This is a genomic window from Maridesulfovibrio sp. FT414 (genome assembly GCF_050916235.1).
In the GTDB taxonomy this organism is placed as follows: Bacteria; Desulfobacterota; Desulfovibrionia; order Desulfovibrionales; family Desulfovibrionaceae; genus Maridesulfovibrio.
The window spans coordinates 262,963-276,978 of record NZ_CP104854.1; the positions used below are offsets into that span (position 1 = coordinate 262,963).

Annotated in this window: 15 protein-coding genes; 11 read left to right on the forward strand and 4 right to left on the reverse strand. The window is 50.8% G+C overall.

All coding sequences use genetic code 11. The features are described from left to right. Positions 1 to 2: 2 nt before the first annotated feature. Positions 3 to 1,994, reverse strand: coding sequence for an ABC-F family ATP-binding cassette domain-containing protein (locus N7E73_RS01185; RefSeq protein WP_432736924.1), 1,992 nt, complete (start codon positions 1,992 to 1,994; stop codon positions 3 to 5). 505 nt (positions 1,995 to 2,499) lie between these two features. Continuing rightward, entirely contained in the window at positions 2,500 to 2,814 is a 315-nt protein-coding gene (locus tag N7E73_RS01190) for a pyrimidine/purine nucleoside phosphorylase (RefSeq protein ID WP_432736926.1), read from the reverse strand. Positions 2,815 to 3,091: 277 nt separating this feature from the next. Here N7E73_RS01190 and N7E73_RS01195 point away from each other — a divergent pair, with 277 nt between their 5' ends. The 5 genes from N7E73_RS01195 (at position 3,092) to N7E73_RS01215 (ending at position 6,910) form a co-directional block, all read left to right on the forward strand. Then, on the forward strand, positions 3,092 to 3,391 hold the full coding sequence (locus N7E73_RS01195) for a GIY-YIG nuclease family protein (protein ID WP_432736928.1): 300 nt from the start codon (positions 3,092 to 3,094) through the stop codon (positions 3,389 to 3,391). Beyond that, positions 3,375 to 4,217 carry a hypothetical protein gene (locus tag N7E73_RS01200; protein WP_432736929.1) on the forward strand — a complete coding sequence of 281 codons (843 nt, stop codon included), beginning with the start codon at positions 3,375 to 3,377 and terminating at the stop codon, positions 4,215 to 4,217. Before N7E73_RS01195 ends, N7E73_RS01200 begins: the two co-directional genes overlap by 17 nt. Before the next feature lie 148 nt (positions 4,218 to 4,365). After that, a complete protein-coding gene (locus tag N7E73_RS01205) occupies positions 4,366 to 5,055 on the forward strand; it encodes a FadR/GntR family transcriptional regulator (protein ID WP_432736930.1) in 690 nt (229 codons plus the stop codon). A gap of 25 nt (positions 5,056 to 5,080) precedes the next feature. Further along, on the forward strand, positions 5,081 to 5,881 hold the full coding sequence (locus N7E73_RS01210) for a sulfite exporter TauE/SafE family protein (RefSeq protein ID WP_432736932.1): 801 nt from the start codon (positions 5,081 to 5,083) through the stop codon (positions 5,879 to 5,881). A gap of 18 nt (positions 5,882 to 5,899) precedes the next feature. Then, positions 5,900 to 6,910 carry an alpha-hydroxy-acid oxidizing protein gene (locus N7E73_RS01215; RefSeq protein WP_432736933.1) on the forward strand — a complete coding sequence of 337 codons (1,011 nt, stop codon included), beginning with the start codon at positions 5,900 to 5,902 and terminating at the stop codon, positions 6,908 to 6,910. Positions 6,911 to 7,056: 146 nt separating this feature from the next. Here the strand turns inward: N7E73_RS01215 and N7E73_RS01220 are convergent, their stop codons facing one another. Beyond that, positions 7,057 to 8,289, reverse strand: coding sequence for a M24 family metallopeptidase (locus tag N7E73_RS01220; protein ID WP_432736934.1), 1,233 nt, complete (start codon positions 8,287 to 8,289; stop codon positions 7,057 to 7,059). A 160-nt stretch (positions 8,290 to 8,449) separates the two neighbouring features. On the opposite strand from N7E73_RS01220, the gene N7E73_RS01225 reads away from it, so the two are divergent. The 5 genes from N7E73_RS01225 (at position 8,450) to hisF (ending at position 11,769) form a co-directional block, all read left to right on the forward strand. Then, the gene (locus N7E73_RS01225; RefSeq protein WP_432736936.1) at positions 8,450 to 8,869 is read left to right on the forward strand and encodes a CoA-binding protein; all 420 of its coding nucleotides are present in this window, start codon (positions 8,450 to 8,452) and stop codon (positions 8,867 to 8,869) included. Positions 8,870 to 8,874: 5 nt separating this feature from the next. After that, complete coding sequence (locus tag N7E73_RS01230; protein WP_432736937.1) at positions 8,875 to 9,309, forward strand: YkgJ family cysteine cluster protein; 435 nt, start codon at positions 8,875 to 8,877, stop codon at positions 9,307 to 9,309. A 6-nt stretch (positions 9,310 to 9,315) separates the two neighbouring features. Further along, entirely contained in the window at positions 9,316 to 10,128 is an 813-nt protein-coding gene (locus tag N7E73_RS01235) for a J domain-containing protein (protein ID WP_432736938.1), read from the forward strand. A 230-nt stretch (positions 10,129 to 10,358) separates the two neighbouring features. Further along, positions 10,359 to 11,000: an imidazole glycerol phosphate synthase subunit HisH gene (gene hisH, locus N7E73_RS01240; protein WP_432736940.1), complete on the forward strand. Its 642-nt coding sequence runs from the start codon at positions 10,359 to 10,361 to the stop codon at positions 10,998 to 11,000. Further along, positions 10,990 to 11,769 (forward strand): imidazole glycerol phosphate synthase subunit HisF, encoded by a 780-nt coding sequence (gene hisF, locus N7E73_RS01245; protein WP_432736941.1) that lies wholly within the window; start codon positions 10,990 to 10,992, stop codon positions 11,767 to 11,769. The genes hisH and hisF overlap by 11 nt, the downstream gene beginning before the upstream one ends. Before the next feature lie 246 nt (positions 11,770 to 12,015). Here hisF and N7E73_RS01250 read toward each other — a convergent pair whose 3' ends face one another. Next, a complete protein-coding gene (locus N7E73_RS01250; RefSeq protein ID WP_432736942.1) occupies positions 12,016 to 13,137 on the reverse strand; it encodes a glycosyltransferase family 4 protein in 1,122 nt (373 codons plus the stop codon). Positions 13,138 to 13,371: 234 nt separating this feature from the next. Here N7E73_RS01250 and N7E73_RS01255 point away from each other — a divergent pair, with 234 nt between their 5' ends. Then, on the forward strand, positions 13,372 to 13,971 hold the full coding sequence (locus N7E73_RS01255; RefSeq protein WP_432736943.1) for a phosphatase PAP2 family protein: 600 nt from the start codon (positions 13,372 to 13,374) through the stop codon (positions 13,969 to 13,971). The last annotated feature ends 45 nt before the right edge of the window (positions 13,972 to 14,016 follow it).

Genomic DNA, 14,016 nt, shown 5'->3' on the forward strand with positions numbered 1-14,016 from the left:
GACTAGGAATCTTCCAGAAGCTGTTTCTTGCGCTCTTCAAGCTCCGCTATCTCTTCCTCCAGAACAGCCATCTTCTCCATGAGCTGATCAGCGTATGCGCAGGTTTCGGTATAGCGGGAGTTGAGCTCCACGGCAGCAGCACCATCGTTGTACAGGGCTGGGTCGTTTAGCTTTTCTTCCATCTCTGCCTGCTCTTCAAGGATCTTTTCAAGCTCCTTCTCAAGCTTCTCGTACTCGGCGGTCTTGGGTTTGAGGTCCTTGTACAAGGCGTTGCGGATTTCAGCCTGACGCCGTTTTTCCTCTTTACTGAGCTTACCCTTTGCAGGTTTATAGCTTTCAGAAGAGACTTCTGCGGAGGACTCGCTTGTGGCGGCTAGTTTTTCTTTACGATAATTATCGTATTCTTCAAACGAAAAAAACGTTTCGATTCCTGAATCAGTCAGGGCCCAGATCTCTTCAGCAACCTCACCCAGCAGATACCTGTCGTGGGCGACGAAAAAGAGTGTCCCGTCATAATCCTTAAGGGCCTGAATTAACCCTTCACGACTTTCAAGATCCAGATGGTTGGTAGGCTCATCAAGAATAAGCAGGTTGGCCCTTGAAAGAAAAAGCGTGGCAAGAATCAACCGGTTTTTCTCACCACCGGAAAGAGCGGTAATTTTGCGCTCAAAATATCCCTCGCCAAGCAGGAACAGACCCAGCACACTCTTGAGCTGTTCCTCGGTAGTGTCCGGGTCGCTAAGCCTGCGGATTTCAGAGAGCGCGGTAGAGTCATCGTACAGAATCTCGCTCTGATGCTGGCTGAAGTAGGCCAAGGAAGTAGCCTGCCCGACCTTGGCAAAACCGGAATTAGGCTTAAGCATCCCCATAATCACTTTGAGCAGAGTTGATTTACCGGCCCCGTTGGGAGCTGCCAAGGCAACCTTCTTGCCCCTGAAAAGCTGGAAATTGAGCAGCGGCCATATGGACGGAGGCTTACCGTCATAGGAAAATTCAAGGTCCACCACGCTTATTGCGGCCTTATCACCACGCTTGGTGGGAGGCAGTCTGAAACTCAGGCTCTTCCCGGAACGGTTGAGATCAGCCTCTTCCTGAAGTTTGGAAAGTTCCTGCTCCAGTTTTTCGACCTTCTTGATCTTGGACTGGGCCTGTGCAGCCTTGCGGGCTTTTACCCGAAAACGGCGAATATAGGAGTTTTCGTTCTCAATACGGGCTGAAAGCTTGGCGACCTCACGGCTGCGCTGCATGGCATTCTCAGCCTGCCATTCCAGAAACTGGGTGAACGAACCGCGGCGCATTGTTGGTCTGCCCGCTCCAAGAAACAGGACGTGTGTTCCAACCCGGTCCAGAAATATGCGGTCGTGCGCTACATAAATTACCGCGCCACGGAAGGACAGCAGATAGCTCTCAAGCCATTCCACAGCCTCAAGATCCAGATGGTTGGTAGGTTCGTCGAGAAGCAGCAGATCTGCGCCCTGCAGCAGAACCCTTCCCAGCTTGGCTCGTTCGCGCCATCCGCCGGAGAGTTCCTTGATCTTGCTGAGCATGTCATGGTCGGAAAAGCCGAGACCGGTGAGGATTGTGCGGGCCTTGTGTTCCGGATTGTATCCGAACTGATGTTCAAGCTCGGCCTGCTGTTCCGAAAGTCTGGTCATCAATGCCTGATCGTTGTGGCGCCCAGCCTCCTCCCACTGTTCCCAGAGACCGTTCCATGACGGCAGGGCCGAAAGTACCCAGCTCAAAAGCGAATGTTCAAGGATTTCACCGGTCAGTTCCTGTGCAACATACCCTATGCGTGCCCCCTTTGATATGGACATAACTCCAGCGTCCGGTTCGATAAGTCCGGCAACAAGCTTGAGCAGGGTGGATTTACCGCACCCGTTGGGTCCGGTAACGGCGAGGCGCATACCTGCGGAAACTTCAAATGAAAGGTCAGAGAAAAGGTCTTCCCCGTTATAGGACTTTTCAAGTCCGGTGATGGTAACTCTGGGCATTGATACTCCAAGGACGGAAGCTAAAGGCGCGGCTCCCGGAAAGGCATAATTCTGAAAATTTATATATGGGATCATCAGTCCCGCCATATGCGGCGAATCTGGTCGACTGCGAAGCAAGCTGAATAAAATATAGATAAGAACCGCAGAATGCAAGGAGAATAGGTTATTCAAATATTTCAAGCTAAAATCCACACTAGACGAGATAAGTTGGGGTAACCCGGAAATTTAATTAAGAGATGTCTTCAGCAGCTCTGCAAGGCTGATTCAGGTACACTTTGTGCTTTTGACAATCTAATTTCGCCGCTGACGACCAATGGAGATAAGTTATCTCTGCTATCCATATCCGTGAGACTTGAAGCGAAGCTTCTCGCCTAACGGCTAATGGGCCTTTGGAATCTCTAATTAAGGATTCGTACTGTTATACGCCAAATTGTCATTGATCAAAAAAAAGACTCCCGTTTTGCATGGGGAGTCCTGTATGAAACCTTGTGTTCAAAGCAAAAAACTAATCGATGTACGAACAGCAGTAGTCGACAATGGAATCGACTACGAGCTTGAATTTTGAGTTGGCAGGAACATCAAAACTGTCACCGCCCTTTACTTCAATCCATTCGGTTGAACCGGGAAGAAGGACCTTGAGAGTTCCCTGCATAATCTCCATCACTTCACTCTTCTCTGTGCCGAACTCGTATTCACCGGGAAGCATAATCCCAAGGGTCTTAAAAGAACCGTCCGCAAATACAACCTTGCGGCTGGTCACTTTTCCCTCGAAATAAACATTGGCCTTTTTAATAACGGTCACATTTGCAAATTCAGTCATATTTCCTCTTCCATTTGAATTGGTATAGTTTTGTGAAGAACGAATACATAAATTATGCGCCTCTTCCGGGTCAACGGATGTTTACGATTCAACCGGAACCGGAACGGAAAAACAGGCTTGCGGCACAGGGTAATTCTCTCAAAACCATAACTGCACGCTGATTCATTACGCCGCAGCCATATATCGCGAACAATATTTTCACCCTCTCGTATACATGGCCGGACTATCCACTCTGAGCAGCCCCCAGACTCCCCTCCATTTTGACGAACTTTGAAGTATGGCTTACTGGATAAACATGAAAACATGGTACGTGTATCTGCTTCGGTGCAGCGACAACTCACTATACTGTGGGGTTACCACCGACCCGGAACGCAGGCTTGGAGAACACAACTCCGGGAGCGGCGCAAAATACACCCGTGCCAGACTTCCGGTCAGCCTTGAGGCATACGAAAAATTTCCAGACAAACGCTCCGCATATCGTGCTGAATACGCGGTGAAACAAAAAAAAGCTTCTTTAAAAACTGCATTTCTAAAACAGATTTCGCAGGAGGAAATAGGCAATGTACAAGAGAATTAAGTGCGTCCTGCTGCTGACACTTCTGGTTGCTCTGACAGCTTGCGAAACGGCTTCCAACACAGGACATCTCGATAAATTGTACACGGCAGCAATCGAAGACGCACGCATAGCTGCCCCGCATGAAATTTCCCGATCACTGACAGCAATATCCTCTCCTGCCAATAAAAACACTCCTCCTCACCTGATCTGGAAGAAAATTGACGGAGAACAGCATGTACTGGTCTGCACATGGGCGGGGAAGTTCATCGCCGGACAAAACTGGAGAAAAGGCGAAAAACACAAACTATCGCCAACGACAAATATCTGGATAACTGCCAGTCCGGAACTTAAATATTTCTTCCGTGACAATGGTTTCTGGCCCGGAACCCATGCTGGCCGGGTTCTGCGCATCGAACAGTTGCTGGGACTGCCCCGTGATGATGGGAATGTCCGGTTCATAGAATTCTGGGTAAAACCAAATGACCTGTTCAGACCGTCTGCAGACCCCGATCCCAGCGACCACGAGGCCCAGCTTGAATACCCGTGGAAGACAAACCGGTTCCAGAGCATGGCCCCAAAACAGATGATTCACGAGTACGTAAGCCCGGAAGTTCCTGATCGAGCCTATACCTATGCTCAGTGGTTCGAAAACCTGAACGCTACAAGCTACACCGCATCACCGCCCTACCCGTGGACAAGGCTCGGGTATACTTATGACTGGTCCGACGACAGACACAACAACGGACATGTAGGCCTGTCGGAATTCATTGTCGTCGGAGGAGCATCAATTGTGATCGAACAGACCGTAGAGACTGAACAAATGGAAGAATATTTCGTAAGGCCCTAAAAACGTTCACAGTCTATTCCACTCATTACTACACTTATGGCGAACCCGCGAAAAAGCAGGTTCGCCCTTCTTTTTTCTTGCCAGCGCATCCAGCACAATGATATTGGTCTGACCAATACAGCAACACATAAAATTGGCAGGGCCAATCATGAGAAAGAACAACAACCCGGTATACCAGAAAGTAGCCCTTCAGATAGCCGAACTGGTCGAATCAGGAGAGCTGAAACCGGGCGATAAACTCCCTCCCGAGCGCACGCTTGCCGAGAAGTTCAAGGTGTCGCGCAGTTCGGTGCGGGAGGCCATCAAGTCGCTTGCCCAGCACAATCTGGTGGAAAGCCGCCGTGGTGACGGCACATACATCAGCGCAGCGGAAAACAGCGATATTGCCGAGGCCTTTACTGCCGCTTTTGCGGATCAGAAGAAACGTATCAACGACATCTTCCAATTCCGCAGGGTTATTGAGCCGGAGATGGCCGCACTTGCCGCGTTATCTGTGGATACAGAAACTCTCAACCGGATGAAGGTCATTGTCTGCAACCAGCAGCTACAGGCTCAAAAAGGCGAAAATGCCCGTGAGCTTGATTCCGAATTCCATATGGAGATTGCCCGTGCAACCGGCAATTCCATTTTCCCGGAAATGATGTCCGCACTGGGCCAGATCATGATGGAAAGCCGCTCCGAGATCCTCCAGAACCCGGGACGGCAGGAAATATCCATTACCATGCATTTCAAGCTGCTTGAAGCTTTTGAAAACCGCGACCAGGACTTGGCGCGGGAAGTGATGAAACAGCACATATCGGAAATCGAAGCCGCTGCCGATGGCGCGGAAGCGAAATAACAAAAATTTTATCAGGAGATCAAAAATGGTTTCAACTTTACTCATCTTCATCGTCCTCGGTATCTTTGCCGGGATTCTGGCCGGACTGCTCGGGATCGGCGGGGGTCTGGTAATTGTGCCTATCCTCGTGTTCACCCTGCCTCCGCTGGGAATTCCTCAAGAGCATCTGATGCACATCGCGCTCGGCACTTCGCTGGCAAGCATCATCTTCACATCCATTTCCAGCATGCGCTCTCACAGTAAGCGTGGAGCGGTTCGCTGGGATATTTTCAAGACAATTACACCGGGTATTCTTGTAGGAACATTTATCGGGTCCATTTCGACAGCCTTCATGAACACCAATTTCCTCAAGAGCATCTTCGTGATATTCCTGTACTATGTTGCTTCCCAGATGCTTTTCGGCCTCAAGCCCAAGGCATCTCGTCAGGTACCGGGAACCAAGGGGCTGTTTGCCGCAGGCAGTATCATCGGTATTTTTTCCAGCCTTGTCGGCATCGGCGGCGGCACACTGTCAGTTCCGTTCCTGACCATGTGTAACATAGCCATCCACACTGCCATCGGCACGGCTGCGGCAATCGGCCTGCCCATCGCCATGGCTGGAACCGTCGGATTCGTCTGGACCGGAATCGGAGCACAGGGCCTTCCCCCCTACTGCATAGGTTATGTGTACCTGCCCGCATTGATCGGAATCGTATCTGCAAGTATGCTGACTGCCCCCATCGGTGTCCGAATGGCCCACAGCCTGCCAGTAGACAAGCTCAAGAAGATTTTCGCCATCCTGCTTATAGTGGTGGCTACCAGAATGCTGATCAGTATTTTCGTTTAAATACAAGGAGAATATACAATGAAAGAAGTACGCAACAACGCCCGGGAACTGATGAAAGGCTACTGCAAAGTATGCCCGGTATGTAACGGAAATGCCTGTGTCGGCGAAGTGCCAGGTATGGGAGGTCTCGGAACCGGCGCCAGCTTCAAAAACAACGTCAAGGCACTGGAAGCCCTGAAGCTGAACATGCGCACCATTCATGAATTCAGCGAACCGGACACCTCCGTCAATGTCATGGGGATTAAGCTAGACATTCCGGTACTCGCCGCACCTATCGGCGGTGTTGAATTCAACATGGGTGGCAAAATCAGCGAACTGGACTACATTACCTCCAAGCTCAAAGGCTGCAAGGCAAAAGGCATCATCGGCTGTACCGGTGACGGTGTACCTCCTTTCATCCACGAAAGCGGTTTTTCCGCGATAAAGGACGTAGAGGGACACGGAATTCCCTTCATCAAGCCCTGGGAAGACAAGGAACTGTACGAAAAACTGCATAAAGCAGAGGAAACCGGCTGCAAAATCATAGGCATGGATATTGATGCCGCCGGACTGATCACCCTCAAGAAAATGGGCAGGCCGGTAACACCCAAGTGCATGCGCAAGCTTCGCGAGATCATCGGTTCCGTCAAGGCCGACTTCATCATCAAAGGCATCATGACTCCGGATGAAGCACGCATGGCAATTGATGCCGGAGCAAAGGGCATCGTGGTTTCCAACCATGGTGGACGCGTACTTGATTCCTGCCCCGGCACAGCGGAAGTACTCTTTGAAATATCCCGCGCTGTTGCAGGCCAGTGCAGTGTGATGGTCGATGGCGGAATCCGCACCGGCATCGACGTTCTCAAAATGCTCGCACTGGGCGCGGATGCTGTGATGATAGGTCGCCCCTTCTCCATAGCCTCCGTCGGTGGACTGCAGGACGGAGTGGAAAAATACATCGATCAGCTCAAGGCTGAACTGACTCAGGCCATGGTGCTGACCGGAACAGAAAAAGCCAGCTTTGTTGATATCCGGGTGCTTTATCGTTAGGAGCTGCCATCCACTTCAAAACCTTTCAATAGGCTTTGCCACTTTGATATGGGTGAACCGTAAGTAAAATACACGAATCCCCCGGCATCGCATGAGATACCGGGGGATTTTTTAAATCCAGTTCAAGCAAGGTCGCTGAAGGCACTCTATTTATCGATAAAGATTATATCAAAGTTGTTTCCGGTTATACACTTGCCGCCGTCTTTGGTTACTTCGAAAGTATTTTCCACCCCGACCATACCGACTCCCGGAATTCCATGCTTGGGTTCAAGGGCGAAAACCATGCCTTCTTCTATTGGCAGGTCAAATCCTTTGGCAATGGGCGGAAACCCGTCAACAGTCAGTCCTATACCATGTCCGAGGAAAGGAACCTTGTTATCCCCAAGCCCCATGAATCCTTCAGAGAACCCGCGTTTTTCAGCCTCGGCAAGAACCATACTGTAGATGTCACTGACAATAGTGCCGGGCTTGAGATTTTCAGCAGCAAGAGCCTGTATATCCTGACAGAAAAGCTGTGCATCGAGCACTGATGACGGAATGGAGTTCTTCGGTCCAGCCCAGTAAACCTGAGTCTTGTCGGTATGATATCCTTCCATCACAAAGCCTGCGTCAACGGACAGAAGTGAATGTTTATCCCATATTTTGGCCCCGCTGCCCATGAACGGAGAGACAGGATGCACTCCGCGCAATCCAAGCGGCCCATCAAACGAGCTGGGGTAGATACCGGAATCTCCGGCTGATACATGGCCGAGGAAGATCTCCGCACCAAAGCTCTGCATACGCATATGACCTTCATGGCCGTACTCAAAAAAAACGTTCCAGATATACTTGGAAATTTCCAGCTCGGTCATACCCGGCTCAATGATTTCGGGCAGAACATCCACCAGTGCAGAGTTGTGGCGTTCCCCGGTTTCACGCATAATTTCAAGTTCCCACTCGGACTTGAGTGCGCGGGCAAGGGCCAGCACCTTGTCACCGGGAACGAATTTGAACTCGGACATCCGGGAAGTAAGCATTTCGCCAAGTTGCCATGTCAATCCTGCTGTCTCTGCTCCCATGACTTCCGTGAGGGGTACTCCTGCTTCTTTGGCAAGGGGAGCAAGGTCCTTGAAAGATTTGAAAGGAACAATGTTCTTTATGCTGCTTTCTATTCTTGCCCGATCAAAAGATTTACGGACGAAAAGCACTGGCTCCCCATCAAGGGGCAGCCAGACAGCACCGTTGACAAATGAACCGGAGAGATAATAAATCTGCAGACGCGAAAAGCAGAGCATTCCTCCGGCTTGCGGAGCAATTTCAGGTAGGAAACGGCGGCATTTTGCCCAGCGGGCCTCAAGCTCCGAACGCGGAACCACAATATTTGAATTCAGATCAGACATTTTGATATACTCCCTGAAAATTGGTTTCAAAGGACATTTTGTGGATATAAATATGATGGAAATGAGCCCCGGTAAAAGACAGGACTGAAAGAGAACTTTTGCAAGTGAACGGGCTTTACTGTAGCATGCACAAACTTTAACCGCCCGAGGAGAAATAACGATGCTGCTTCTGGACGAAAAAAAGCTAGCCGCACTTCTTGACGAGGTCAAGGTTATAGCCGTAATCGGCGCGGTTGATAAACCCGGACGCCCTGTGGACAGGGTCGGTCGTTATCTTATTGATGCAGGATTCAAGGTCATACCCGTTCATCCCAAAAGGGAAAACGTCTGGGGCCTTAAAACATATAAAACCATTCTGGACATCCCCGAGCCGGTGGATCTCATAGATTTATTCCGGGCCTCGGAGTTCTGTGCCGACCATGCCCGGGAATGCCTGCAGCTGGCAACCCCGCCCAAGGCATTCTGGATGCAGTCCGGAATATTCAGCCCGGAAGCGCGGGAAATGCTTTCTGCAGAAGGGATCACCGTCATTGAAGACAGGTGCCTGATGGTAGACCACAAAAATTTAGCAGGCAGATAGAATAAATGGATCAGGCTTTCGAGTGCCGTATGTGCGGCCATTGCTGTCAGGGAGAGGGCGGTATCATCATGACCGCCAAGGACAGAAAACGTCTAGCGGAATTCCTCGGCATTGCCGAGGCTGAAATGGTCGAAAAATACAGCGAAACCGTCAACGGCAAAATCCGCCTCCAGTCCCGGGAGGACGGCTACTGTGTGTTTTTCAACGAAGGGTGCGGTATCCATCCGGGCCGTCCGGACATCTGCAGGGCCTGGCCTTTCTTCCGCGGCAACCTGATAGACGAAACCAGTTGGGAAATGATTCAGGAATACTGCCCCGGCGTGAACCCAGAAGCCGGGCACGCCAGATTTGTGGAACAGGGAAAAGAATACATCAAAGCCGAAGGCCTGCGTCAGCATGACCCGGATGTGGCCCCGAACGCCCTTATCACAGACGAATAGACGAATATGAATACCAGACAGGCACAGAGCATACTGAAGGTTGGCCCGGGAGCGACCGAAGAGGACATCAAACGTTCCTTCCGCAAGCTTGCATTCAGCATGCACCCGGACCTCAACCCCAGCCCTGATGCCGCCAAGAAATTCCGCGAACTGAACGAAGCCTACGTTTTCCTTAAAAACGTGGCTTCAAACAGCGGACAGAAAGCTTCCGGCGAAAAGACTGCCTACACCAGACAAAAACAGGACTTCAAGCCTCAATCCGACCGCAAAACGGCTTCGCAGGGTGCAAAAGCATACCAGAAACAGCAGACCGACAGCCGCAGCGAAGCATACCGCAACAATAATAACAATGACCGGGCACAGCAGAGCCGCTATTTTTTCCAGAAGGAAGAAGACGTGCTCAAGGACATTCTTAACGATCCTTTTGCCCGTCAGGTCTTTGAGGATATATACAGCCAGATCAGCCGGGACAAACCCTTCACCAAGCCTTCCGCTCCTGTTCAGGACAGGAAACTCAACGTAAGCTGGGGTGAAAAGACTGCTTCGGTCGATGTTTCTTCCGGATTCATGGACGGCATCAGCTCGTGGATGAAGGGGCAGATGGACGATGAACAGACCGTATATTTTCCGGCATCAGCCCTTCATCCGGGCAGAACGGTCCGCATCACCATCCAGCAGGGAATCCGCAAGAAGAGCAAGACTCTTGAAATCACCCTGCCCCGCGATTTCGTCATCGGACGCCCCATCAGGCTTAAGGGACAGGGACGCAAACTCGGCCCGTTCAAAGGCGATCTGTACCTGCGCATAATGGCCAAGTAGTCCCCACTGTCCGATTAGTGTAAAAATATCTCTACGCATCATATTTTCGCTTGTTTTCCTTCCGTTTTTTTACTAGCCCCTATCTATAGGACAGAACCGTATCACCCTGCCCTTCAGGCAGCCGTTCTTCAGGAAGCGTTCTCGGGCTTCCGGAAAATATATCCCTCATAACAATGACTTTATTCAGCGGTTCGAGATAAGCATTAAACAACTTTAAGGGGGCCCCTCTCATGCTGGTTATTCTTGATTACAAGGCCGGAAACCAGACAAGCGTTCAGCGGGCGTTGAACAAGCTTGGAATTCCCAACGAAATCACTGCGGACAAGGAAAAACTCGCAAATGCCACCGGGATCATCTTCCCCGGAGTAGGCGCAGCCGGTCAGGCCATGGATGAACTTACTTCCGGCGGTCTCGACGCGCTGCTCAAAGATCTCGTGCAGCAGAAAAAGCCTTTGCTGGGCATCTGTGTCGGCTGCCAGATCCTTCTCGATTACAGTGAAGAGAATGACACCAAGGCCCTTTCCGTAATTCCCGGCGAGTGCCGCCTTTTCAACCCCTCATGGGTTGATTACGAAGGCGTACCCATCCGTGTTCCTCACATGGGCTGGAACCAGATCGACCTCAAGCAGGACTGCGTGCTTTTCAACGGCATTGATCCTGAGGCCCACTTCTATTTCGTACACAGCTATTATCCGGCCCCGGAAGAAAAATTCATCATCGGTGAAACCATCTACGGACGTCCCTTCTGTTCCATTCACGGGCGCGAAGGCCTCTGGGCGGTTCAGTTCCATCCGGAAAAAAGCGGCAACCCCGGCCTGATACTGCTTTCCAATTTCTACGAATACTGCAAGGAGGTCGCCGATGCTCAGTAAAAGAATCATCCCCTGCCTCGATGTGAGGAACGGAATCCTCACCAAGGGAATCAAGTTCAAAGGTAACGTGGATATCGGCGATCCCGTCGAAACCGCCAAGCTCTACTACGAGCAGGGCGCAGATGAAATCGTGTTCTACGACATCACCGCCTCAGCGGAAGGTCGCGGCATTTTCCTCGACGTTGTGGAACGTGTTGCTTCCGAGATTTTCATTCCCTTCTCTGTCGGCGGCGGAATCAATTCCGTGCAGGATATGCGTGACGTACTCCTTGCCGGAGCCGAAAAGGTTTCCGTGAACTCCGGTGCGGTAAAGAATCCCGACATCATCAGCGAAGGAGCTGCTGCCTTCGGTTCGCAGTGCATCGTACTGGGCATGGACGTCAAACGGGTTGAAAAATCCGAGCAGATTCCGTCCGGATTCGAAATCGTCATCAACGGCGGACGCAAGTACATGGGAATTGATGCGCTTGAATGGGCCAAAACCGGTGAAGCTCTCGGAGCAGGCGAAATCTGCCTCAACTCCATTGACGCGGACGGAACCAAAGACGGATATGACCTTGAGCTGACCCGCCTTATCGCTGAAAGCGTAACAGTGCCCGTCATCGCTTCCGGCGGTGCAGGACACCCCCAGCACATGGTTGACGCAGTGACCGAAGGCCGCGCTACCGCAGCCCTAATCGCTTCCATCGTGCACTACGGAGAATACACCATCCCTCAGCTCAAGGAATACATGTCTTCCAAGGGAGTGCGGGTCCGCAACAGCTGGTAATCCTTCGGAACACGCAATCCAGCTGAGTCCGCTTACCATCTGCTGAAAGAGTAAAAACAAAGCCCATAATATCGACACGGTATTATGGGCTTTAAAAATGGGAAATTTTTCTTACTCCCCTCTTCATCATAGATTGCTCTGGACAGGGTCAATTTTGTAGTCCAACTGAAATATTTGAGTGACCACAAAAAACCACACTCGGAGAGTCCAGAGGGCCCTCGGCCTTCTGGTCGCCGGAGGCATGCCCTAGGAAGCTGACTTATTCAGGCACTCTTCCACCAGCTTCAGATAAGGTTCAACCCCGCATGGCACGCCTTCAGGCCAGATAAACTCGCTCCCGCAACCACTTTCAGCGACAGAGCGGATCATCTGCGCCAACCTGGTATAATCGGAAGGATCATCAATGATTCGCCCATCAGGCAGGAAATAACTGCTCCCATTATCGCGTGAACTTATAACCGAAACACCGCAGGCCAAAGCCTCAAGCACGGAGTTGGAACAGGCGTCATAATAGGACGGGAGAACAAATACATCCGACCTTCCGTAGAAAGTGGACATATCATCAACCTTACCAAGAAAACGGACCCGGTCCTTGACACCCAGTTCTTCCGCGAGACGAATGTAGCTGGAAGGATTGCGCCCGCCGGCAACCTGCAGTTGATAATTTTCCGGCAACCCTGCGAGAGCCTTAATTAAAGAGGATACCCCTTTCAAAGCAAAATTGGTGGTAGCGGTTGTAATCAGAATATCGCTATCGGAAAGGGAGAACTCAGCTCTGGACTGTTGACGAACGTCCTGTGTAAGCGGGTGGAACAAAGTAAGATCAGGCTTGTTGTAAACCACATCTATGTCACGCCCGGCAAGCACGGGATGCGACTCGACCATCCAGTCCCGCACTCTGTGAGAGACACAGACCATACGACAGTTTGAGCTAGCCTGACGACTCTCAATATATTTAATGAGCAGATTGACCAGAGCAGTCCGACGGCGAAACATCTTGAAAGAACGGGCAAAACCCTTATCCCAGGCACGTTGTGACAGCCGCCAGAAGGATTCCAAAGGCCCGCCGCCAATGCGCAAGATATCCTGATTCAAAGACTTGCCTAGACTTATGCACAGATCGTAGCCTCCCTTTCTACGCTGCCGTTCCGCAGCGAGGACAAACCACAGCAACTTACCGGCACGGCATAGCCCGAAACGCCCTACCGTTACAACATTCACCCCTTCAGGCGGATCAACTTCCGACCTGGAACAGATAAAATCCACCCTGTACCCGGCCCCGGCGAGGGCTGCACTCAAGTTGTAACCGAACCGCTCCACCCCGCCGTAGCGACTGAATCTAGGCAGCATTATGGCAATCTTTTTCATATGCATTCCTAATTTGGGACTGTAAACTGGGCATAGCGGCAACGGGTTTACCGATTATTCTTGCCCGCCATTATTTATGCTGATAGTCGCATATCTGGTGCCCGTTGGACGACAAAACACGCGTTTCCGATAGATATATCGTTCAAACCGACCTGACTGCCCGGAAAAGCAACGGGCGGGATGTTAGTCCGAAACAGTCAGCTTGCCAAGAAGAACAACCCCCAAGGAGTGAGAATGCCCTTCCTTACCCAACCGCTGGATATGAAAATATTTGTCCTCGCCAACCAGATTTTCCGCAAGCACTGGATGGATATTGTCATGCCCCAGCTTTCTTCGGCGGCACTGCTCTGGACCATTATTTCGGTTGTTACAGCCTTCGGAATATACAAGATGGGGAAAAATTTTTTGATCATAATGCTTCTGGCTACACTCTCCATGGGGCTTGCAGATTTTTCCACCAACATCATTAAAAAGACCATAGGACGAGTCCGACCCTTAAACTCAGTTGCACTGACTTACCACTACGAAGACGGGAAATGGCAACGCCGTGCACTCGACTTCGTTCAGACCAAGGAACGTGGCAACTCATACCCTTCCGCCCATGCTGCCAACACCATGGCCTTTGCCGTCATGCTGATGATCTTCTTTAAAAACCTGCGCCCGTGGATGCTTTTTCTACCGATTTCGGTCGGATATTCGCGTCTTTATCTTGGAAAACATTTCCCTACAGATGTAATGGCCGGATGGGCGGTAGGACTCTGTACAGCACTTACTGTATGGCTTCTCTGGGAATACATACTCAGGAATAGATTTGCGAAACACATAGATATTTAGCAAATAAAAACAACAAGATAAGACATGATGATTAAAAAAATAACA

Bases quoted from the DNA above. Each gene is read 5' to 3' on its own strand.
- N7E73_RS01205 (WP_432736930.1), top strand. From the start codon at position 4,366: ATGAGAAAGAACAACAACCCGGTATACCAGAAAGTAGCCCTTCAGATA.
- N7E73_RS01200 (WP_432736929.1), top strand. From the start codon at position 3,375: ATGTACAAGAGAATTAAGTGCGTCCTGCTGCTGACACTTCTGGTTGCT.
- N7E73_RS01195 (WP_432736928.1), top strand. From the start codon at position 3,092: ATGGCTTACTGGATAAACATGAAAACATGGTACGTGTATCTGCTTCGG.
- N7E73_RS01215 (WP_432736933.1), top strand. From the start codon at position 5,900: ATGAAAGAAGTACGCAACAACGCCCGGGAACTGATGAAAGGCTACTGC.
- hisF (WP_432736941.1), top strand. From the start codon at position 10,990: ATGCTCAGTAAAAGAATCATCCCCTGCCTCGATGTGAGGAACGGAATC.
- N7E73_RS01235 (WP_432736938.1), top strand. From the start codon at position 9,316: ATGAATACCAGACAGGCACAGAGCATACTGAAGGTTGGCCCGGGAGCG.
- N7E73_RS01255 (WP_432736943.1), top strand. From the start codon at position 13,372: ATGCCCTTCCTTACCCAACCGCTGGATATGAAAATATTTGTCCTCGCC.
- N7E73_RS01210 (WP_432736932.1), top strand. From the start codon at position 5,081: ATGGTTTCAACTTTACTCATCTTCATCGTCCTCGGTATCTTTGCCGGG.
- hisH (WP_432736940.1), top strand. From the start codon at position 10,359: ATGCTGGTTATTCTTGATTACAAGGCCGGAAACCAGACAAGCGTTCAG.
- N7E73_RS01220 (WP_432736934.1), bottom strand. From the start codon at position 8,289: ATGTCTGATCTGAATTCAAATATTGTGGTTCCGCGTTCGGAGCTTGAG.
- N7E73_RS01185 (WP_432736924.1), bottom strand. From the start codon at position 1,994: ATGCCCAGAGTTACCATCACCGGACTTGAAAAGTCCTATAACGGGGAA.
- N7E73_RS01250 (WP_432736942.1), bottom strand. From the start codon at position 13,137: ATGAAAAAGATTGCCATAATGCTGCCTAGATTCAGTCGCTACGGCGGG.
- N7E73_RS01190 (WP_432736926.1), bottom strand. From the start codon at position 2,814: ATGACTGAATTTGCAAATGTGACCGTTATTAAAAAGGCCAATGTTTAT.
- N7E73_RS01225 (WP_432736936.1), top strand. From the start codon at position 8,450: ATGCTGCTTCTGGACGAAAAAAAGCTAGCCGCACTTCTTGACGAGGTC.
- N7E73_RS01230 (WP_432736937.1), top strand. From the start codon at position 8,875: ATGGATCAGGCTTTCGAGTGCCGTATGTGCGGCCATTGCTGTCAGGGA.